This is a genomic window from Noviherbaspirillum massiliense JC206 (genome assembly GCF_000312045.1).
Lineage (GTDB): Bacteria > Pseudomonadota > Gammaproteobacteria > Burkholderiales > Burkholderiaceae_D > Noviherbaspirillum > Noviherbaspirillum massiliense.
In genome coordinates, this window is the sequence record NZ_HE978634.1 from 2,621,548 (window position 1) to 2,643,187 (window position 21,640).

Here is a 21,640-nt window from a genome sequence, read left to right on the forward strand (position 1 = left end):
CCGGTTTTAAGAGAACTGTTCCATTCCGTCACATTACTCTTGTACCGATTCCGCATCGATTTCGGTTTCGTTCGTAGCAATTTCGCCATCGATGACAGCCACAGCTTCCTCTTCCGCCGCCGCTGTCGTCATTTCCAGCAAGCGTGCCTCGACCGCCAGATCGACTTCATCCCAGCGGATCAGCTCCAGCCTGACCTGAGTGCCGCGCGCTGCCGCCGGCATGCCCGGCAACCTGATCACCAAAGGAATATCTGTCAGGCGCAGCAACTCCTCCTTCAATACCACGGCTTCGACATGCCGCGCATTTTCCTGTGCCAGCCAGCGCAAACACCAGTAGCGCTCCATGTTCGACTGGAAATCGGCATAAGCGGCATAGGCGGCATCAAACGCGGAGACTATCGCGAACAGGTCCGCATCCTTCGGCTTGAACGGCGCTGCCAGAGGTGCAGTCACGCCATGCTCGACGCAAGCGAGGATCTGCCACTGGTTTACCAGGTCGGGATAGCGACGCAGGGGCGACGTGCTCCAGGCGTACTGGTCAACTCCTAAACCTTGGTGGGGTGCTGCATGCGTCAGCATGCGCACCTGCATCTTTGCCGCCCAGCCGCCGCCCCCTCCCCCCTGGCTGCGATAAATTCCCGGCACGCCATGGTCGTGCAAGAGCTTGCCCCAGGTGCTGTTGGCGAAAATCATCAACTCCGCCACGATCTTGTCGAGAGGCGCACCACGCTTGCGACGCGTGATGGTCACCACGTCGTCTTCGACATAAAAATTGAAGTCCACCCGATTGGTCTGTTCCGGCCTCAGGCCAAAGCCCTCGCGTTTGACCATGCGCGCCTTCTCCAACACTTGCGCCCATTTCCACAACAGGGCGATGTCGTCCTTGTGTGCATAATCACCGGTGCCTGCGTTCAGACTTTCTGCGGTAATGAGGTCATCCAGATCGTTGTGGCGCAGGTTGACTGCAATCGGCACGGCCTCCGCCCTGGTCTCGGTCGAAATCACCGACCAGTCGCTGGGGTCCAGGTTCGCATACAGCGATACCGCGGGACATGTCCTGCCTTCCGCCAGCGTGAAGGCATCCACCAGTGCATCGGGCAACATGGTGATCTTGTCACCCGGCATATAGACTGTGGACAAGCGCTGGCGCGCGATAGCATCAATAGCGTCGCCGTGCCGGATGCCGAGCGCCGGCGCCGCGATGTGGATGCCGACGCGGATGGTGCCGTCGGCTTGCTTCACGACGGAAAAGGCATCATCGATTTCCGTGGTAGTCACGTCGTCGATGGAGAATGCCTGAACATCCGCAACGGGCAGCGTTGAAATGACGGGAACATCCACGGCGGGAAAGCCGGTGCCTTTCGGGAAGTGCTCGAACAGGAATTTCGACAGATGCAATTCCTTGGCCGACGCAATCCCGCCTACCGACAGCATCAGACGTTGCGGCGAAGTTTGCAGCTCGTTGCACGCGGCATCGAATGCCTTGTATTCGATGCTGTTCTTGTCGGGCTTGAACAGCAGCTGCAAGGCCAGCGGCTGCATCGTTGCCGGCAGGCGCCCTGCCTTCAATTCGTCCACATACTGCGCCTGGATCAGTGCCTGCTGCTTTTTCTTTTCAATGCCGGCGAGCGCGGCCTTCAAGGACGCCTCGGGAGCTGCCTTGTAGCGGCCCTTGCCCTTCCTGTAAAAATAGATCGGTGCGCTGTGCAGCTTCAATAACAGTCCTGCCGCCTCATGCGGCCTGGGCTCATGACCGAAATATTCGGCGCCCAATTCGGCATAGCCGAACTCTTCCAGGCCTGCGACTTCCCAGAGGAAGTCGAGATCGATCTCGTCAGAAACCGACTGCGCCTGCGTCATCAACTCCGCCGGCGCCGGCGCTGCGAATTGCAGCAGCACATCCTTCGCCCTTACCTTTACCCGTTTTCCGGTTTGCGTCTCGACCTGATAGGCTTCGCCCTGCTGCGACAGGATAGCGCCGGCCTTGAAGTCGCCGGATTCTTCGAAGAATAAATTCATTGCGTGTTTTGCTGACTAGTGGATCGAACAGAACCGATCGTTTGTTTGCTGGGACCTGATTGTTGCCGCGTACCGGTAGCCGTCCTCATGCCAGGTCGACATCCCGAGATGCAGACCAGGCTTTCCGGGAGTAAAATCTACTGCCGCGAGGAGGATGATTGCTATGCTTCTTCCGGGTAGCCGCAGAAAGCCAGGACTTGTCCGGCATATCGGGCGAAATCGGACAAGCCATGATCGCCGCCTTCGATCACATATTGCCGGGCGCCGGGATAGTGCGCAACCATTTCCCTCCAGTCGAGCACCTCGTCGCCCTTGGCTGCGATCAGGAAATAGCGTTCCGGCTGTGAAATGCGATCAATGGCAAGCGCTTTCAGTTCCTCAATATAAGCCGGCTTGAATTCGAAGGGCTCGCCCGAATGGTATGTGGTCGTCACGCCCACATATCGCTCCAGCTCACGCGGCGGCTTGACTGCGGGATTCAGCAATACCGCGCGGCAGCCCAGTTGCTCGGCGAGCCAGCTTGCGTAGTAGCCGCCGAGCGATGAACCGATCAAGGCCAAATCTTGCGGCGGATACTGGCGCGCGATGTCTGTAGCCATTGCGACTGCTTCACGGGGAGAGGCAGGCAATTGCGGACAGAGGTATTCGCTGCCATGCCCCATTGCCTCCATGCGGTCTGCGAGCAGGCGCGCCTTGAAGGATTGCGGCGAGGAACGAAAGCCATGCAGATAGAGAATCATTTCCCAAGTGCATCCAGGATCTTCTGATGCACGCCGCCAAAGCCGCCATTGCTCATCACGAGGATATGATCGCCCTGACGCGCCGCCTTCACGATGGCCTGCACCAGTGCAGTTATGTCATCGTATGCGCCGGCACGTTCTCCGAGTGGCTCCAAAGCTTCACCTAGGTTCCAGCCGAGCGCATCCTTGCCGCTTTTCGCGCCGTAGCCAAACACCAGGTCGGCATCGACCAGGCTACCTGGCAAGGCCTCTTTCATGGTGCCGAGCTTCATCGTATTGGAGCGCGGCTCCAGTACTGCAAGAATCCGCGCACCGCCGACTTTCTTGCGCAGGCCGGCCACCGTGGTGGCAATCGCCGTCGGGTGGTGCGCGAAATCATCATAGACCGTGATGCCGTTGACCGCGCCGCGCACTTCCATGCGACGCTTGACGTTTTCAAACCGGGACAGCGACTCGATCGCCTGGACTGCCGGCACACCGGCGTGGCGCGCAGCACCGATCGCGGCCAGGGCATTCAGGCGATTGTGTTCGCCGGTCAGCGACCATCGGACGGTACCCAGCAGGTCGCCGTTGAAGAGAACATCGAAGCTGCCATCACCGTGTTCTGTCAGGCTCCAGCCCGCGGCATCTTCAGCCACGCCAAACCTTTCCTTTTCACTCCAGCATCCGCGCGCAATGACGCGCTCCAGCGATGCTTCGCGGCCGTTGACGATCAGTCTTCCCACGCCCGGAACGGTGCGCACAAGATGGTGAAACTGGGTTTCGATCGCAGCCAAGTCGGGAAAGATATCCGCATGGTCGTATTCGAGATTGTTCAGGATCGCCGTCTTCGGACGGTAGTGCACGAACTTGCTGCGCTTGTCGAAGAAGGCGGTGTCGTATTCATCGGCTTCGATCACGAAGAAGCTTGAACCGGCCTCCTTGCCAGACAATCTTGCAGAGATGCCGAAATTCATCGGCACGCCGCCGATCAGGAATCCCGGATGGTAGCCCGCATCTTCCAGTATCCACGCCAGCATCGAAGATGTCGTGGTCTTGCCATGGGTTCCGGCTACTGCAAGCACCCATTTGTCCTGCAGAATATGTTCGCCTATCCATTGCGGCCCCGAGATATAAGGCAAGCCGCGATTGAGGATTTCTTCCATCAGAGGATTGCCCCTCGACACGACGTTGCCGATCACGAACAGGTCGGGGTTGAGCTTGACCTGTTCCGGGCCGAATCCTTCTATCAATTCTATGCCTTGCGCTTCAAGCTGCGTGCTCATGGGCGGATAGACGTTGCTGTCGCATCCGGTCACTCTGTGACCGGCTTCTTTAGCAAGCACTGCAAGACCACCCATGAAGGTGCCGCAAATGCCAAGGATATGGATATGCATGGTAGAGTTTCAAATCAGACAAGAGGGCGTTAGACAAGCACGAACGCTTTTCAAAACGGAGCCGAGATTTTACCCGACGCGCAGCCTTGCGCTTACGGAGTATCATGAAGAGATGAATACAACCAACATCGAATCTCTGCGCGCCGAAATTGCTGCAACGGCTGCACGCATGATTGCGGAAGATGGTGCCGACTACGGCACCGCCAAGCGCAAGGCGGCCAAACAGATACTCGGCAACACCAAAGTACGCGGCGATTTCATGCCGGACAATGCGCAGATCGAAGAAGAGGTTCGTCAGTACAATGCCCTGTTCTTCGGCGATACACAACCGGCTCGTCTGCTGCAGCTTCGCAAGCTTGCCTTGCGCCTGATGGAAGAACTCGAAGTCTTCTCGCCCTACCTGACCGGCGCAGTATTGAACGGTACGGCCGGCGAACATTCGGACATTCATTTGCAGCTGTTTACCGAAAGTGCGAAGGACGTCGAAATTTTTCTTCTTAATAAGAATGTGGATTTCGAGGTCTCCGAAACCGCCCACTTCAGGAAACGCACTGAACCGGTCGAGACCCTGAGTTTCATGTGGAGCAACGAAGGCGTACATCTTGCCTTATATGAAACGGACGATTTGCGGGGTGCAGTTCGGGCGACGGATGGGCGCGTTGTGCGCGCCGACGCGAATGCATTGCGCGCATTGATTACAGAGACAGAAGAATAATGAAAAGAAAATTCGTGACCTTGGCAATTGTGGCATTGGTGGCCGGCGCACTTGGGCTTGCCGTTGGGCTGAAAAAACACGAAGCCAGCCCGGCTGAAAGCACTGCGGTTGCCAATCTGCTGAACCAGTCAATGACCAACCTCCAGGGCAATCCAGAATCGCTGTCGAAATGGAAAGGCAAGGCCTTGGTTGTTAATTTCTGGGCAACCTGGTGCGAACCATGTGTGGAGGAAATGCCGGAACTGTCCGCATTGCAGGCGCAACTTCAACCCAGGAATATACACATCCTGGGAATCGGGATCGATTCTCTCGACAATGTGGCCCGTTTTGCCGAGAAATACAAGATCGCCTATCCCTTGTATATCGGCGGAATGAGCGGATCGGAGCTGTCGCGCCAGCTCGGCAACAAGGCCGGAGGTCTGCCTTTCACCGTTTTGGTCGGATCGGATGGCAAGGTCAGAAAGACATATCTTGGCCGCCTGAAAATGCAGGAATTGCGACAGGACCTTGAGTCGCTTTGAAGGACATCGCATTTCCGCTTGCCAATCTGCATTATTTGGCGGCAAAATGCGGCATCCTCGTCAAACGGCATTATTCTTCCATGGCAAAAAACATCCTTCTGCTCAATGGGCCAAATCTGAATTTACTGGGCACCCGTGAGCCGGAAGTCTATGGAAGAGTTACGCTGGCTGACATTGAAAAGGCAGCCTTCGAGCAGGCGCAGCGTGCCGGCGCAAAGCTTGAATGCTTTCAGAGCAACCATGAAGGCGCACTGATTGATCGCATTCATGCCGCAAAATCTTCCGGTACAGATGCGATCGTCATCAATCCTGCAGGTCTTACTCACACGAGCGTCGCTTTGCGTGATGCTTTGTCCGGCGTGGCGATCCCGACGGTGGAAGTCCATATTTCCAACATCCACCAGCGCGAATCGTTTCGCCATCATTCCTTCATCTCGCCAATTGCGGTTGGCGTAATTTGTGGCCTGGGCGTCGAAGGCTATCGCCTTGCGATCGACTTTGCGCTCAACAATCTCTAACTTCGATTATCTGTCCACAAAGCGCTTATAATTGTGGCGATTTTCCACACTGAAAACAATTCCGGGGATTTCAACATGGATTTGAGAAAACTGAAAACGCTGATCGACCTCGTTGCCGAATCAGATATCGCCGAGCTGGAAGTGACCGAGGGCGAAAGCAAGGTCCGCATTGTCAAATCTTCCGGAGCCCAACCGGGGCAGGTCGTGATGATGCAGCCGCAAGCGGCGCCGCAAGCACTTGCTGCCCCCGTTGCTGCTCCCGCTGCATCCCAGGCGGCACCCAGCGCTCCGGCAGAACCTCAAGGCCATGTCGTCAAGTCCCCGATGGTCGGCACCTTCTACCGGGCGTCCTCACCGGGCAATCCTCCTTTCGTCGAAATCGGTTCGACAGTCAAAGCGGGCGACACACTGTGCATCATCGAGGCAATGAAGCTCCTGAATGAAATCGACGCCGATGCTTCGGGCGTCATCAAGGAAATCCTGGTAGAGAACGGCCAGCCCGTTGAATTCGGCCAGCCGCTTTTTGTGATCGGTTAAGTGCCGCGCATCCGGCACGTCCGGACTCCCGACTGTGCCGCGCCGCCTTTTAACGCCGTCTCTTAACGCATCACCCTCCACTTATGTTTGAAAAAATCCTCATTGCCAATCGTGGCGAAATTGCGCTGCGTATCCAGCGCGCCTGCCGCGAGATGGGCATCAAGACCGTGGTCGTCCACTCGGAAGCCGACCGCGAGGCGAAATATGTGAAACTCGCCGACGAATCCGTCTGCATTGGCCCGGCCCCCTCTGCGCAGAGCTATCTGAACATGCCTGCGATCATCAGCGCTGCGGAAGTCACCGATGCCGAAGCCATCCACCCCGGTTACGGCTTCCTGTCGGAGAATGCCGATTTCGCCGAGCGCGTTGAGAAATCCGGGTTCGTCTTCATCGGGCCGCGCCCCGAATCGATCCGCCTCATGGGCGACAAGGTGTCGGCCAAGAATGCCATGATCAAGGCTGGCGTGCCTTGCGTGCCCGGCTCGGACGGCGCACTGCCGGACGATCCGAAGGAAATCATCCGCATCGCCCGCAAGGTCGGCTATCCCGTCATTATCAAGGCAGCGGGTGGCGGTGGCGGCCGCGGCATGCGCGTGGTTCACACTGAAGCCGCCCTGCTCAATGCCGTCACCATGACCAAGACGGAAGCCGGCGCGGCATTCGGCAATCCGGAAGTCTATATGGAGAAATTCCTGGAAAACCCACGCCACGTGGAGATCCAGGTGTTGGCCGATGAATTCAAGAATGCCGTCTGGCTGGGCGAGCGCGACTGCTCGATGCAGCGTCGCCACCAAAAGATCATCGAGGAAGCGCCGGCACCCGGCATCCCGCGCAAGCTGATCGAACGCATCGGCGAGCGGTGCGCGGAAGCCTGCCGCAAGATCGGCTACCGTGGCGCCGGCACCTTCGAGTTCCTGTATGAAAATGGCGAGTTTTATTTCATTGAAATGAATACCCGCATCCAGGTTGAGCATCCGGTCACCGAGATGATCACGGGCGTTGACCTTGTGCAAGAGCAGATCCGGGTGGCTGCCGGTGAGAAGCTGCGCTTCAAGCAGCGCGACATCGTACTGACCGGTCATGCGATCGAATGCCGTATCAATGCGGAAGACCCGTTCAAGTTCATCCCCTCCCCTGGAAGAATCATTTCCTGGCATGCTCCCGGCGGTCCCGGCATCCGGGTCGATTCGCATGCCTATGCTGGCTACTTCGTGCCGCCGACCTATGATTCAATGGTAGGCAAGGTGATTGCTTACGCTCCAACCAGGGAGCAGGCAATCAAGCGCATGCAGATCGCCTTGTCCGAAATGGTGGTGGAAGGGATCCAAACCAATATCCCCCTGCATCGCGATCTGATGGTGGATGCTCGCTTCATCGAAGGCGGTACCAACATTCACTATCTCGAACAGAAGCTGGCCGCCAAGCCCGACTTGCCGAAGGAGACAGGCTGACCAGCGGAGCGGAAGGCACTTGTCCATGAGCTGGATTGAAATCGTCATCGAAGTGTCGCGCGATCATGCAGAGGCCTTGTCCGATGCATTGATCGAAGCCGGCGCCTTGTCGGTCTCGGTGGAAGATGCCGATGAAGGCACTGAAGCGGAGCAACCGCTGTTCGGCGAACCCGGCATGGAGCCGGCGGAAGCCGCATGGGAACGCAGCCGCGTAGTGGCTCTGGCGTCGGCCGATGTCGACTCCGAAGCGCTGGTTGCGGAAGCGGCGGCGATGAGCGGACTGGACTTCGGAAAATCTTCCGGTCCCGAGTTCACGACGAGGCCGGTTGCGGAACAGGATTGGGTGCGCCTGACGCAATCGCAATTCGATCCCATTCATATCGGCAAAAACATCTGGGTAGTGCCGAGCTGGCACGACGCGCCCGATCCCTCTGGTCTTGTGCTGGAACTGGATCCCGGCCTTGCCTTCGGTACGGGCAGCCATCCGACTACCCGCCTCTGCATGGAATGGCTGGAAGCCCATGCACTGCAGGGGCGCACGGTGCTCGATTACGGTTGCGGCTCCGGCATTCTGGCAATGGTCGCGAAAAAGCTTGGCGCGGCCAAGGTGGCTGGCGTCGATATCGATCCGCAAGCGATTGAGTCGGCGCGCCATAACGCGGTGCGCAATCATTGTGAAATCGACTACTGGCTGCCCGAGGAATTCTCTGCGGTCACCGGATCAGGAAGCTTTGACGTCGTAGTGGCCAACATTCTCTCCAGCCCGCTGAAACTGATGGCGCCCATGCTCGCTGCCCGCGTCGCGCCCGGCGGCATGCTGGTCTTGTCGGGGATTCTCGCGCGGCAAGCCGATGAAGTCGCTGCTGCCTACGCGCCATTCATCACGATGTCGGTCTGGGCGGAACACGAGGGCTGGATCGCCCTGTCCGGACAACTCGGCCAGGGCGCCGGCTCCCAGTAACTGCAATGGCGCTCGCTACCCAATGTCCGCACTGTCACACGACATTCCGGGTCGCGCATGACCAGCTGAAACTGCGCTCCGGCCTGGTTCGCTGCGGCGCCTGCAAGCAGGTTTTCAACGGCATCGAGCATTTGCTGCGCCTGGATGAAGTCGCTGCGCCATACGGTCCAGAGGCACCTGTACCCGCCAGTGATACGCAGCGGCCTTCCGCATTCACCCCGCCTGCCACTCCAGCGGACACATCTAGTCCGATTCAGGAAGAGACCACGCCCGCAGAATCGGCGGTACAGGCGGCAGAACCGGCTTCCGAGAGTGCCCCTCCCGCGGAGCCCGCACCATCGGCCCCGTTGGCGCCATCCGACAACGAACAGGACGTTGATCCGCTCCAGCGGATGACCCTGATCGATTTCGCCGATCCGGGAGAGTTTCAACCCTCCACGCATCCCATGACCGAGTCGCCCCCGGTCGGAGCGGACGCAGGCGAAGCCGATCCGCTGGCAAAGGCGATTGATGAACTCCAGAGCAGGCCGATGCGCGGCGAAAAGAAAGCGGCGCCGCACAAAGCCGGTGAAAACGAGCCACAGAGCGATGAGATCGACGACGAGCCGAGCTTCGTCAAGCAGGGCAAGCGGCGCCAGCGCATCAGCCGAGCACTGCGCCTCATTACCTCGGTCGGCTCGCTGCTCCTGCTGCTGATACTGTTGGCGCAGGGCATGTACCTTTTCCGCAACCAGATTACCGCTTCCTATCCGGCCGCAAAGCCCGTGCTTATCGAAAGCTGCAAGCTGCTTGGCTGCGAGGTAGGCTTGCCGGCCCGGATTGATGCAGTATCCCTCGAGTCGAGCGAACTGCAGGCGCTGCAGCAGGACAAGAATGTCTTTCTGCTAAATGCCCTTCTGCGCAACCATGCATCGACGGCGCAGGTCTGGCCGAATATCGAATTGACGCTCCTCGATGCGAATGAAAAGCCGGTGGCGCGCAAGGTATTTACGCCTCGTGACTATCTTCCTGTCTCCCAGAATGTGGCGAAGGGCTTCGACCCGAAATCGGAGCAGCCAGTCAAACTGTATTTAGAAATTTCTGGACTGAAAGCCGCAGGCTACCGGGTCTACCTGTTTTATCCTTGAAGGACTGGAAGCAGCAGGCTTGCCAATACCGACTCCTTCTCACTTGACGACGGCATATCTATGACATCCCTTATCTGCGGCTCGCTGGCCTTCGATACCATCATGTCCTTCCACGGGCGCTTTTCGGAAGCACTGCTGGCGGACCAGCTGCACAAGATCAATGTCTCCTTTCTGGTTCCGGGCTTGAGGCGGGAATTTGGCGGCTGCGCCGGCAATATCGCTTACAACCTGAAGCTGCTCGGCGGCGATCCACTGATCATGGCAACCGTGGGTCAGGATGCTGCGCCCTATATCGAGCGTCTGCAGCAGCTGCAGATTTCGCAGCGCTGCATACGCTCGATCGAGTCCTCCTATACGGCGCAAGCCTTCATTACTACCGATGCGGCGGGCAACCAGATCACCGCCTTCCATCCCGGCGCAATGACCTACTCCCATCACAACCGGATCGCGGAAGCAGGGTCGGTCAAGCTCGCGATCATTGCGCCGGACGGACGCGACGGCATGCTGCAGCATGCGCAGGATTGCGCGGAACTCGGCATACCTTTCATCTTCGACCCGGGCCAGGGAATGCCGATGTTCAGCGGGCCCGAACTCGACTCCTTCATCGACCTTGCCACTTACGTCGCAGTCAACGATTACGAAGCTGAATTGTTAACCGAGCGCACCGGTCACAGCCTGGCTGACATTGCCGAAAGGCTCTCCGCCTTGGTGGTTACGCGTGGAGAACTCGGTGCCGAGATTTTCACTGGCGGCGAACGCATCGATATTCCTTGCGTCGAAGCAGATAAGGTTGTGGATCCGACTGGCTGCGGCGATGCCTTCCGGGCCGGGATGCTGTTTGGCTTGACGAATGGCATGGACTGGCCTACCACTGGCCGGCTTGCCAGCCTGATGGGCTCCATCAAGATTGCCTATCAAGGTGGCCAGAACCACGCCCCGACAGTGGCCGAAATCGAGGACCGCTTCCAGCGTGCATTCGGCTACCGCTTCTAGAACGCGCATGCCCGGCCTGCGCGTAAGGAAGGGCAATGAGACTTTCTGAACGATGGTATGCGGGCATGTCGGCAATCCTGTTGACCGCTTGCGCTATGGATCCCCAGTCGCCCTTGCCCTCAACCGAGGGGACGCTCCTGGTGCAAGGCGGCGAAGTGGTTGACGTTCGGGATGTCACAACCCGTAGCGCACAGACTTCGGGCATAGGTTCCGTCATCGGTGGAGTAGCTGGCGCTGTCCTCGGCAGCAGGATCGGCAGCGGCAATGGTCAAGCCATAGCCGGGGTCGGCGGTGCGCTGGGTGGAGGCATGGCTGGCAATGAACTCGAAAAGGCTACGCGCGGATCAAATTTGACCACAGAACTGTCCGTCCGCCTCGACAATGGAGAGGTGCGTACCTATAAGATCGATCCGGGCGATTCTTTCCGGATCGGGGAACGTGTGACAGTGACTACCAGGAATGGAATTGTGCGCGTAGCACGTCCGTGACCGATGGCATAAGGCCCGAAAGGCGCATCAGGGAACGAACGCTCGCCTGGCCAGTTCTACCGTTACCGAGCTGGCGCGTACTTCGACAATCTTGCGCCTGCTGCTTTGCCCATGGGTAATCTGCACGGACGTCTTTGGCACATCGAGGATCTCTGCAGTGTAGCGGATCAAGGCTTGATTCGCCTTTCCGTCCACCGGCGCAGCATGTAGGCGGATCTTCAGGATGTCTTCTTGAACGCCGGCCACTTCACTCTTCCTTGCGTTCGGCGCGACTTGCAGGACCAGGCGGATTCCGCCGGGGATCGCGGATCACCAATCCTGGTTCACAGAGATGAGACGATCAGGGTGCTTACCAACCGCAACCCGATCTGCAACAGCAGGAGGGCAATCAACGGGCTGAGATCGATGTTGCCGATCAGGGGAACGACGCGGCGCAAGGGGCGCAGGAGAGGATCGTTCAGTGCCTGGACAAAGGGTGCCAGCGGCGCATGCGGATTTACCCAACTGAAAATGGCTTCGAGTATGAGCAGCCCCATGAAGCCGTAAAACACCCATTCGAAGAAACGTAATACCGACAGTGGCACCAGGAGTTCGGGCGCGAGACCGGAAGTGACGGCGAGGTCGATCGCAGTCGCAGCTACAATGACGAGAATGGCGCCAATCAGGCTGGCCCAATCATATCCCCCTACGCCGGGCAGCAGGCGCCGCAACGGACGTACCAGCCAGTCTGATAGCTGAAAGATGAAGTGGCTGATCGACACTGGCGGGCGCACACGGACGACCTGCATCCAGAACCGCAACAGCAGCACGCCTCCCAGCAGACCGGCGGCGGTATCGACGATCAGGGTAAAGATACTATGCAGCACAGCTTATTCTCCCAATAAAAAACCCGTTGTGTGACACCAGACCACACAACGGGCATTGTGCCTGAACTCAATCAGGCGTCCAAGCGAGCTTGGTTATTACGGACGGGTGCCGGTCGGAAACGGCCAAGCCGCTGCCGGGTTCAACACTGTCTTTACCGCAGGCGCTGCAGCAGCGGCCGGCTTGGCAGCCGGCTTTTTAGCGGCGGCTTTTTTCGGAGCAGCGGCTTTCTTCGGAGCGGCAGCTTTCTTGGCTACCGGCTTCTTAGCAGCAGCTTTCTTCGGAGCGGCGGCTTTCTTGGCTACCGGCTTCTTAGCAGCGGCTTTCTTCGGAGCGGCGGCTTTCTTGGCTACCGGCTTCTTAGCAGCGGCTTTCTTAGCCACCGGCTTCTTGGCGGCTGCTTTCTTAGCAGCGGGTTTTTTCTTTGCGGCTGTTGCCATTTGTTTCTCCTTCACGTGATGGAAAAAATCAAACTACGAGGTTGTAAACCCGCCTGACTCATCGCGATGGGTTCGGCGGATTATTCATCGGCACAAGCATGTTCGTCGCTTGCGCTAATGAATACGGCACCAGCTGAACTGCTGCATCCCCTCATTCATGCAGCACTTCAGCCTTCATTGGTTACCCTCTTTTCCGGTGATCGCGCACGGTGGCGAAAACCCAGGGGCGGTTCGGCGCAGAATCAGACAGCGCTGCCGCGTTCGTAACCAAGAAAAACGCCAGCACCAAGGCCAGCGCAGGAATACCCTTTCCGAAAAATCAACAGATTTTTCAAAGAAAACGCCGCCTTGCCTGACTCGGTCAGACGCAGCGGCGCTAGCAAATAGGATCGGCTCAGTCTTCTACTGTCCATTAAACTTGGTTGCAGCCTCTTAGTGTTGCGGTCGTCTCTCTTTTCGATTTTTTCGACCGCTCTTGTCTCTCCACCGCTTCGCTTTAGCGCGAAGTCCTTCTTGACTTACTCCCAGCTCAGCGCACCACCAGTTTGGTATTCGATCACGCGTGTCTCGAAGAAGTTGCGTTCCTTTTTGAGATCGATCATCTCGCTCATCCACGGAAAAGGATTTTCTTCCTGAGGGAACAAGGGATCGAGACCGATCTGCTGAGCGCGGCGATTTGCGATGAACCGAAGGTATCCTTTGAACATCGGCGCATTCAAACCCAATACTCCACGCGGCATTGTATCTTCTGCATAACGATATTCCAACTCTACTGCACGTAAAAACAACGCTTTGAGCTCTTCGCGGAACTCCGCAGTCCACAAATGCGGGTTCTCCATCTTGATCGTATTGATCAAATCGATCCCGAAATTGCAGTGCATCGACTCGTCACGCAGGATGTACTGATACTGTTCTGCTGCTCCCATCATCTTGTTCTGACGGCCCAACGCGAGAATCTGCGTGAAGCCGACGTAGAAGAAAAGACCTTCCATCAGGCATGCAAACACGATCAGCGAGCGCAGCAGCGTCTGGTCTGCTTCCACCGTACCGGTCTTGAATTCCGGATTGGTCAGCACGTCGATGAACGGAATCAGGAATTCATCCTTGTCCCGGATCGAGGGAACCTCGTGGTACGCATTGAAGATCTCGCCTTCATCCAAGCCCAGCGATTCCACGATGTACTGGTAGGCATGGGTGTGGATCGCTTCCTCGAACGCCTGACGCAGCAGATACTGGCGGCACTCCGGCGCGGTGATATGCCGATAGGTGCCAAGCACGATATTGTTGGCAGCCAGGGAATCGGCGGTCACGAAGAAGCCGAGATTGCGCTTGACGATGCGGCGCTCGTCTTCGGTAAGACCGTTCGGGTTTTTCCAAAGTTCGATGTCGCGCTGCATGTTGATCTCTTGCGGCATCCAGTGGTTGGCGCAGCCAGCCAGGTATTTGTCCCAGGCCCATTTGTACTTGAAGGGCACCAGCTGGTTGACGTCGGTCTGGCCATTGATGATGCGCTTGTCGGCAGCGTTCACGCGGCGACCGTCATCGACTGGTGCAGTCTGGCTTGCGGCCATTTGCGGTGGCAGCGCGGTATTCCCGAGGTGAGGAATTGAGGAAGCGTGCGCCGCGGACGGCATCACGGGTGCCAGCCCAGGCTGCAGTGCCGGGGCAGGTTTTGCGGCGGGGGCAATTTCGTCATCCCAACTAAGCATAGTCATTCAATCCTTACTGACATTGTAGAGATACTTGCTCTGTGTTCAAGCAAGCGCAGGCTGAAAGCCTGCGCTGCCTCATAGTCCAGAGCCCGTGTATTACTGGCAGGCCTCGCACTCTTCGAAGCCGGGATCACCCGGGCGCATCATGCAGACCGGGCCGGCCGGCTCTTCTGCTGCCATGACCGGCGCCGCATTCGCCGCCGGAATGGCGCCAAGGGTACCGGTCGCGGACACTGCGTTGAGTGCGCCCGCCTTGGTGGTCGACTTCTCGGCATGGGTAGCGCCGATTGTGCGGAGGTAATAGGTCGTCTTCAGTCCACGCAGCCAGGCCAGCTTGTAAGTCTCGTCGAGCTTCTTGCCGGAGGCTCCCGCCATGTAGATGTTGAGCGATTGCGCCTGGTCGATCCACTTCTGGCGGCGCGACGCGGCTTCGACCAGCCACTTCGGCTCGACCTCGAACGCGGTTGCATAGAGATCGCGCAGATCCTGCGGAATGCGGTCGATCTTTGCCAGGCTGCCGTCGAAGTACTTCAGGTCGGAGACCATCACCTCATCCCACAGGCCACGTGCCTTCAGGTCGCGCACCAGGTGCTCGTTGATTTCCGTAAATTCACCCGACAGGTTCGACTTCACGTACAGGTTCTGATATGTCGGCTCGATGCAGGCAGATACGTCGATGATGTTCGAGATGGTCGCCGTCGGCGCGATCGCCACGCAGTTCGAGTTGCGCATGCCGTACTGCTTGATACGCTCGCGCAATGCCGGCCAATCCATGGTTTCGGACGTATCGACTTCCAGGTAGCCGCCGCGTTCCTCGGCCAGCAGTTTCAGCGAATCCTGCGGCAGGATGCCACGGTCCCACAGCGAACCGCGGTAGGAGCTGTAGCGGCCGCGCTCTTCGGCGAGTTCGGTCGATGCCCAGTACGCGTAGTAGCAGACGGCTTCCATCGAGCGGTCGGCAAATTCCACTGCTTCCATCGAGGCATACGGGATGCGCATCATGTGCAGGCAGTCCTGGAAGCCCATGATGCCCATGCCGACCGGACGATGGCGCAGGTTGGAGTCGCGCGCCTTCTTCACCGCGTAGTAATTGATGTCGATCACATTGTCGAGCATGCGCATTGCCGTGCGGATCGTCTTCTGCAGCTTGGCATGATCCAGCTTGCTGTCCTTCATGTGGGCCGGCAGGTTGACCGAGCCGAGGTTGCAGACCGCGATTTCGGAATCGTTGGTATTCAGCGTGATCTCGGTGCACAGGTTGGAGCTGTGGACCACGCCGACATGCTGCTGCGGCGAACGGATGTTGCACGGATCCTTGAAGGTGATCCAGGGATGGCCGGTCTCGAACAGCATGGACAGCATCTTGCGCCACAGGTCGAGCGCCTGCACCTTCTTGAACAGCTTCAGCTCTCCGCGGGCGGCCTTGGCTTCATAGCCGGTATAGGCTTCCTCGAAGGCCTTGCCGTACTTGTCATGCAAATCCGGGCAATCGCTCGGGGAGAACAGGGTCCACTCTCCCTTTTCCATCACGCGCTTCATGAACAGGTCGGGAATCCAGTTCGCGGTGTTCATGTCGTGCGTGCGGCGGCGGTCGTCGCCGGTGTTCTTGCGCAGGTCGAGGAATTCCTCGATATCCATGTGCCAGGTCTCAAGATAGGCGCAGACCGCGCCCTTGCGCTTGCCGCCCTGGTTCACCGCAACAGCGGTGTCGTTGACCACTTTCAGGAACGGCACCACGCCCTGCGACTTGCCATTGGTGCCCTTGATGTGCGAGCCGAGAGCGCGTACCGGGGTCCAGTCGTTGCCAAGGCCGCCGGCGTACTTGGCGAGCAGCGCGTTTTCCTTGATCGCCTCATAGATGCCATCGAGGTCGTCGGCCACTGTGGTCAGGTAACAGGAAGACAGCTGCGACCGCTGGGTGCCGGAATTGAACAGGGTCGGCGTCGAGCTCATGAAGTCGAAGGACGACAGCAGGTTGTAGAACTCGATGGCGCGTGCTTCGCGGTCGATCTCGTTGAGCGCCAGGCCCATCGCGACCCGCATGTAGAAGGCCTGTGGCATTTCGATGCGGGTTCCCTGGATGTGCAGGAAATAGCGGTCATACAGGGTTTGCAGGCCGAGGTAGCCGAACTGCAGGTCGCGTTCCGGCTTGAGCGCCTCGGCCAGCTTCTTCAGGTCGAACTGCGCCAGCTTCGAATCCAGAAGATCGGCCTCGATGCCCTTCTTGATGAATTTCGGGAAGTAATCGAGGTAGTGCGACTGCGCGTCGTTTTGCGCAACTTCCTGGCCGAACACTTCCTTGCGGATGGTGTGCATCAGCAGGCGGGCCGTGACCTTGCTGTAGGCCGGGTCCTTTTCCATCAGCGCGCGGGCGGCGAGGATCGCCGACTTGTGCAATTCCTCGACCGGCACGCCGTCATACAGGTTCTTGACGGTCTCGGACAGGATCGCTTCGGGATCGACATGCTTTTCCAGACCAACGCAGGCGGAGGTGATCAGCTTGCGCACTTCGCCGATGTCCAGCGGACGGCGCTGGCCGTTTTCGGAAACATGCAGTTGCGGCGCATCGCTTGCCGCTTTTGCCGATTGCTGCTGAGCACGCTCCTCCATGCGCTTTGCGCGGTACAGCACATAGGCGCGCGCCACATCGTGCTCACCGGAGCGCATCAGGGCCAGCTCAACCTGGTCCTGCACATCTTCGATGTGGAACGTACCGCCAGCCGGCTGACGGCGCACCAGCGCCGACACCACACTCGCGGTCAATTGCTCCACCAGCTCGCGCACGCGGGCCGAGGCAGCTCCTTGGCCGCCATTGACCGCGAGGAAGGCCTTGGTCATCGCAATGGAGATTTTCGAGGGTTCGAAACCGACGACGGCGCCGTTGCGGCGGATGATCTTGTAATCGCCGAGATTGGTAGCCAGATTGGCTGCGGGCGAAGTGGAACCGGTTCCGGGAGAGGCCAGACCGAATTCGTTTACGGATTTCATGGAAACTTCCTGAGTAGAGTGCATCTAGCCTCCTTAGATTTTCACGACAGCTTTTCAGCTGCTTGTGGTTATCAATTAGAACCTCGGGCCTACCCCGGGTTCACGCAGACTTCTTTACGGCGCGCATGCCAAATGCATGTTTTCATTCGACTTTCACGCCAAGGATTCGCCTCGACGGGCGGGGCGCTCACGAGTCTGTCAACGCTTACTATCCAAATTCACATCAAGACAACGCGAATCGCCCCAAGGGAACCGCGACCACTATATATAGTGCTTATCGCTTCGATTCGGACTAATTCTAGTGCCGACGCAGGCCAGGCGCAATCATTTTTTTATGGAAACCACAAGAAATTAATGCGCTTAATCAATTGACTTTTTGCGCGCGAAATGACAGACGCAAGGCGCAAGCTGACAGATTGGCGGCGGGCCCGACGGGTCGCTACCCTTGCAGTGCTAGACGGTAGCGCATCCAGTCGAAGAATGGACCAGGATCGGTCTTTCGTCCCGGCGCGATGTGCTCATGCCCGACCACATCGGTCAATGGATAACGGGAGCGCAGGGCATGTGTGAGGGCGATCAAGGCATCGTACTGATTTGATGCAAACGGCTCGAAGTCGGTGCCTTCCAGTTCGATCCCGATCGAGAAATCATTGCAGCGCTCCCTGCCGCAGTACGAGGAAACGCCGGCATGCCAGGCACGATCATTGGCAGAAACAAACTGCAAGACTTTGCCATCACGGCGGACCAGGAAGTGCGCGGACACCTTCAAACCACGCAGTTGATTGAAGTAGGGATGAGCGTCGCAATCGAGCTGATTGGTAAACAGGTCGGCGATATGATTCCCGCCGAACTGACCAGGTGGCAGACTGATGTTATGAATCACCAGCAGATCGATCTTGGTATCGGCCGGACGCACATCGAAGTTGGGCGACGGGAGGCGCACGACGCCGTCGCACCATCCGTCGGAATTGACGCGAAATCTCGCCATCATTCCGGCTCATGGATGGAGAGGCGCTGCATGCGATACCGCAGCTGCCGGAAACTGATGCCGAGCAGTTCGGCGGCCTGAGTGCGGTTGAAGCGGGTTTTCGCCAGGGCCCGGCGGATGATTTCCCGTTCAACGTTATCCAGGTGCTCTGGCAAAGAATGCGGCAAGTCTTCGGCGAGCGCCGGCTGTGCCGGAGCAGGCGCATGCGTCGCTCTCTCGGGCTTGGACTGCGGCACCGCCGCTGATTCCCCAATAGCCGGCTCGGATGGCGCAGTACGCAGCGTCTCGGGTGCAACCGGTGCGCCTACCTGTTTCAGGGCGAGGTCGGCGACTTCGATCACACCGTCATTGGCAAAAGCCAGGGCGCGCTCGAGGATGTTCTCGAGTTCGCGCACGTTTCCGGGAAAGGGATAAGACTTCAATGCATCCAGCGCCTGGGCGGAAATGGCCGCCCGGCTGCCTCGCGGCGCCAGACGCGCAAGTATGCCCTCCGCCAGCAGGCCGATGTCGTCCAGCCGCTCGCGCAACGGTGGCAAGCGCAGTTCGATGACATTCAGGCGATAGTACAAGTCTTGCCGAAACTTTCCCTTTTCGACGCATTCGGCGAGATTCTGATGGGTTGCGCTGATCAGCCGCACATCCACCGGCTCCTCGACCGTGGCGCCCACCTTGCGCACCCGCCGCTCCTGAATGGCGCGCAGCAGCTTGACCTGCATCGCGAGCGGCAGGTCGGCCACTTCATCGAGCATGAGTGTGCCGCCATTGGCTGCCTGGAAGAAACCGTCACGGTCATCGGCAGCACCGGTGAATGCCCCCTTGCGATAACCGAAAAATTCCGCTTCCATCAAGGCTTCCGGGATGGCACCGCAGTTGACCGCGATGAAGGGCTTGTCGGCACGGGCGCTATGCGCATGGATATCGCGGGCAGCAAGCTCCTTGCCGCTGCCCGACTCCCCGGTGATCGCTACCGGCGCCATGCTGCGCGCCAGGCGCACGATCTGCGCGCGCAAATCCCGCATTACTGCCGACTCGCCTACCAGACGCGACACGGCCGTCGCAGCGTGCTCAGGGTGGGCGAGCTCATCGGATTTATTGATGCGCAAAGCCGACTGGACCATCTGCCGCAATTGATCCAGCGCAACCGGCTTAGACAGATAGTCGAAAGCACCCGCCTTCAGCGCCGCAACCGCGTTGTCGGCACTGCCGAAGGCGGTAATGACGGCAACCAGCGTATTTTTGTAATTACCGGACACTTCCCGCACCAACTCGATGCCGACACCGTCGGGCAACCGCATGTCGGTCAGGACCATTGCATATTCAGTCTGCGCCAGGTACTCGCGCGCCTTGCCGATCGAATCGGCGCTGTCGACATCGAGCCCCATCTTGAGAAGCGTAATTTCCAGCAGCTCCCGCAAATCGGCTTCATCGTCAACGATCAGGATACGAGGGGAAGTCATGTCAATATTCGTATTATTGGTTCGCCTGCGGCGGCAGTCAGAGTGGCGCGGGCACGGTGAAAGTAATCACGAACCTGCCGGTCGGCTCGCTGCGGCCTTCATGAAAACCGTCCGCCCTATATTCATAGTCGAGCATCGCACCGTTATTCAAGCACAATTCGCGCGCAACGTAGAGCCCCAAGCCCGTGCCTTTGCTGGATGTTGTATAAAACGGCTCGAACAGATGCGCACGCACCTCGGGCTTGATGGTCGGCCCGTCATCCTGCACATGCAGCTCGAGGCGGTTGGCAACTTCTGCAACCAGCCGGATGCGAATGCTGCCATCCCGGCCGCTTGCGTAGCGCAACGAGTTCGACAGCAGGTTCACGATAACCTCACGCAAGTGCAGGGGGTCGAACCGCACCCGGTAATGCCGCATGTCGTCCATCCGGATCAGTCCCGGCCGGACTGCGTGCGCGTCCCGGAACTCGTTCAGGATATCGGCACAAAAGGCAGCCAAGTCAATCGGTTCACTGCTCGACTGCGCCTTGCGCGAGAGCTTCAGGATATCTTCGATCAGCCGATTCAGGCGAGCCACGTTGTCGCCGACGATCTTCAGCAGCCGGGCCTGTGTCGGGCTGCCCTCTTCTTCAGCCATTAGCGACGCCGCATGCGAAATTGCCGACAGCGGATTGCGCACTTCATGCGCGATACTGGCAGTCAGCCGCCCCATCGATGCCAGTTTCAACTCCTGGGCCCGATTCTCTATTTCCGTCACATCCTGAAGAAAGATGACCGTGCGCTCGTCTGCCAGGTCGCCGGTTTCCACGGGCACAAAGCGCAGCTGAAGGCGTGATCCGAGCTCCCGGCGCACATCCCGATACGACGCTCCCATCTGGAGGGTCGTGACTTCATCGAGCGGCTTGATCATTACAAAAACCGGGGCCTCGGCAGCAGGTTTCCCGTGCAAGACATTTGCCCAGGAAAAGAAGGCTTCGGCAATCGGCGCGAGCGATGGATTGTCGGCCAGCCTGTCACGAGCCCTGCCGCCGGACAGGATCAGTCCGAGCATGCGTTCTGCCGCTGGATTGCCGGCAAGTACCGTCGTGTCGCGCTCGATGACCAGAATACCGTCATCCATATCAGCAATGACGAGCCGGTTGATCGCTTCCTGGACCCGTAGATCATTGCCGCGCTGCACCGCCAGTGTCTCTTGATTGATCAGTCGCGCCGCCAGCCGGTTGGTCACGAATACGGCCGCAAAGAATGCCGCACCATACAGACCGGGCTGGAGCATGGTGGCATCTATTGCGGCATACAGTATTTGATAGCCGGCGACCGCCAGCAATATCAAGGTAACCACGGAGGCGAAAAACAGGGCGAGTACCAGGGGCGCCAGGATCGCGCCGCCGGACAGCGGGAACAAGTACAGGATCGCCAGCCCGCTTTTGGCGCCACCGGCCAAAATGTACAGCATCGAGATCACGACGATGTCCGCCGTCACTTGCGAGGTCAACTGGAACAGGAAACGACGCCGGAAATAGCTGGCTGCAGCGGCGAATCCAATCGCCACCAGCAAATAGACGAGGCAAGTATCCCAGTCCAGGAGATGGTTACCCTGCTCCCCGCCCCCCTTCAGATTAAAGAAGATGAAGATGAGCAGGACAAAGGCAATGACGATCCGCGTGACGCAGAAAGTCTGCAGCGTACGCCAGAGGGTGTCGCGAGGCGCGACGAGATTGGAGGCGGCTTCCCGTTTCATTCGG

The 21,640-nt window shown here is 58.6% G+C and carries 19 protein-coding genes and 1 pseudogene; 9 read left to right on the forward strand and 11 right to left on the reverse strand.

Features of this window, described 5'->3' with window-relative positions; translation table 11 throughout:
* Window positions 1-33: 33 nt before the first annotated feature.
* From HGHM_RS21285 to mpl, 3 genes are all read right to left on the reverse strand, one after another.
* Window positions 34-2,019 (reverse strand): ribonuclease catalytic domain-containing protein, encoded by a 1,986-nt coding sequence (locus HGHM_RS21285; RefSeq protein ID WP_019141936.1) that lies wholly within the window; start codon window positions 2,017-2,019, stop codon window positions 34-36.
* 161 nt (window positions 2,020-2,180) lie between these two features.
* Complete coding sequence (locus HGHM_RS12820) at window positions 2,181-2,759, reverse strand: YqiA/YcfP family alpha/beta fold hydrolase (RefSeq protein WP_019141937.1); 579 nt, start codon at window positions 2,757-2,759, stop codon at window positions 2,181-2,183.
* Window positions 2,756-4,135 carry a UDP-N-acetylmuramate:L-alanyl-gamma-D-glutamyl-meso-diaminopimelate ligase gene (gene mpl / locus HGHM_RS12825; RefSeq protein WP_019141938.1) on the reverse strand — a complete coding sequence of 460 codons (1,380 nt, stop codon included), beginning with the start codon at window positions 4,133-4,135 and terminating at the stop codon, window positions 2,756-2,758. The genes HGHM_RS12820 and mpl overlap by 4 nt, the downstream gene beginning before the upstream one ends.
* A gap of 112 nt (window positions 4,136-4,247) precedes the next feature.
* On the opposite strand from mpl, the gene HGHM_RS12830 reads away from it, so the two are divergent.
* The 9 genes from HGHM_RS12830 to HGHM_RS12870 all read left to right on the forward strand — a co-directional run bounded on the left by HGHM_RS12830 (window position 4,248) and on the right by HGHM_RS12870 (window position 11,446).
* Window positions 4,248-4,850, forward strand: a complete 603-nt coding sequence (locus HGHM_RS12830; RefSeq protein ID WP_019141939.1) for a hypothetical protein — start codon at window positions 4,248-4,250, stop codon at window positions 4,848-4,850.
* Complete coding sequence (locus HGHM_RS12835; protein ID WP_019141940.1) at window positions 4,850-5,371, forward strand: TlpA disulfide reductase family protein; 522 nt, start codon at window positions 4,850-4,852, stop codon at window positions 5,369-5,371. The genes HGHM_RS12830 and HGHM_RS12835 overlap by 1 nt, the downstream gene beginning before the upstream one ends.
* An 80-nt stretch (window positions 5,372-5,451) precedes the next feature.
* Window positions 5,452-5,889, forward strand: a complete 438-nt coding sequence (aroQ, locus tag HGHM_RS12840; protein WP_026075981.1) for a type II 3-dehydroquinate dehydratase — start codon at window positions 5,452-5,454, stop codon at window positions 5,887-5,889.
* A gap of 75 nt (window positions 5,890-5,964) precedes the next feature.
* Window positions 5,965-6,426 carry an acetyl-CoA carboxylase biotin carboxyl carrier protein gene (gene accB, locus HGHM_RS12845; protein WP_019141942.1) on the forward strand — a complete coding sequence of 154 codons (462 nt, stop codon included), beginning with the start codon at window positions 5,965-5,967 and terminating at the stop codon, window positions 6,424-6,426.
* A gap of 83 nt (window positions 6,427-6,509) precedes the next feature.
* Window positions 6,510-7,877, forward strand: coding sequence for an acetyl-CoA carboxylase biotin carboxylase subunit (gene accC, locus HGHM_RS12850; RefSeq protein ID WP_019141943.1), 1,368 nt, complete (start codon window positions 6,510-6,512; stop codon window positions 7,875-7,877).
* Window positions 7,878-7,902: 25 nt separating this feature from the next.
* Window positions 7,903-8,838: a 50S ribosomal protein L11 methyltransferase gene (prmA, locus tag HGHM_RS12855; RefSeq protein WP_019141944.1), complete on the forward strand. Its 936-nt coding sequence runs from the start codon at window positions 7,903-7,905 to the stop codon at window positions 8,836-8,838.
* Between the two features lie 5 nt (window positions 8,839-8,843).
* Window positions 8,844-9,965, forward strand: coding sequence for a DUF3426 domain-containing protein (locus HGHM_RS12860; protein ID WP_019141945.1), 1,122 nt, complete (start codon window positions 8,844-8,846; stop codon window positions 9,963-9,965).
* Window positions 9,966-10,025: 60 nt separating this feature from the next.
* The gene (locus tag HGHM_RS12865) at window positions 10,026-10,958 is read left to right on the forward strand and encodes a carbohydrate kinase family protein (RefSeq protein ID WP_019141946.1); all 933 of its coding nucleotides are present in this window, start codon (window positions 10,026-10,028) and stop codon (window positions 10,956-10,958) included.
* A 35-nt stretch (window positions 10,959-10,993) separates the two neighbouring features.
* Complete coding sequence (locus HGHM_RS12870; RefSeq protein WP_026075982.1) at window positions 10,994-11,446, forward strand: outer membrane lipoprotein; 453 nt, start codon at window positions 10,994-10,996, stop codon at window positions 11,444-11,446.
* 27 nt (window positions 11,447-11,473) lie between these two features.
* Here HGHM_RS12870 and HGHM_RS12875 read toward each other — a convergent pair whose 3' ends face one another.
* The 8 genes and pseudogenes from HGHM_RS12875 to HGHM_RS12910 form a co-directional block, all read right to left on the reverse strand.
* A complete protein-coding gene (locus HGHM_RS12875; protein WP_026075983.1) occupies window positions 11,474-11,749 on the reverse strand; it encodes a DUF167 domain-containing protein in 276 nt (91 codons plus the stop codon).
* 20 nt (window positions 11,750-11,769) lie between these two features.
* The gene (locus HGHM_RS12880; RefSeq protein ID WP_019141949.1) at window positions 11,770-12,312 is read right to left on the reverse strand and encodes a YggT family protein; all 543 of its coding nucleotides are present in this window, start codon (window positions 12,310-12,312) and stop codon (window positions 11,770-11,772) included.
* A gap of 96 nt (window positions 12,313-12,408) precedes the next feature.
* Window positions 12,409-12,741, reverse strand: a pseudogene (locus HGHM_RS12885) (histone H1-like repetitive region-containing protein); the annotation flags it as partial.
* A gap of 527 nt (window positions 12,742-13,268) precedes the next feature.
* Window positions 13,269-14,459 carry a ribonucleotide-diphosphate reductase subunit beta gene (locus tag HGHM_RS12890; protein WP_026075984.1) on the reverse strand — a complete coding sequence of 397 codons (1,191 nt, stop codon included), beginning with the start codon at window positions 14,457-14,459 and terminating at the stop codon, window positions 13,269-13,271.
* Window positions 14,460-14,558: 99 nt separating this feature from the next.
* The gene (locus HGHM_RS12895) at window positions 14,559-17,450 is read right to left on the reverse strand and encodes a ribonucleoside-diphosphate reductase subunit alpha (RefSeq protein ID WP_019141952.1); all 2,892 of its coding nucleotides are present in this window, start codon (window positions 17,448-17,450) and stop codon (window positions 14,559-14,561) included.
* A 439-nt stretch (window positions 17,451-17,889) separates the two neighbouring features.
* Entirely contained in the window at window positions 17,890-18,438 is a 549-nt protein-coding gene (ampD, locus tag HGHM_RS21290) for a 1,6-anhydro-N-acetylmuramyl-L-alanine amidase AmpD (RefSeq protein WP_019141953.1), read from the reverse strand.
* Entirely contained in the window at window positions 18,438-19,895 is a 1,458-nt protein-coding gene (locus HGHM_RS12905; RefSeq protein WP_019141954.1) for a sigma-54-dependent transcriptional regulator, read from the reverse strand. Before HGHM_RS12905 ends, ampD begins: the two co-directional genes overlap by 1 nt.
* A 37-nt stretch (window positions 19,896-19,932) precedes the next feature.
* On the reverse strand, window positions 19,933-21,636 hold the full coding sequence (locus tag HGHM_RS12910) for a sensor histidine kinase (RefSeq protein WP_019141955.1): 1,704 nt from the start codon (window positions 21,634-21,636) through the stop codon (window positions 19,933-19,935).
* Window positions 21,637-21,640: the final 4 nt, after the last annotated feature.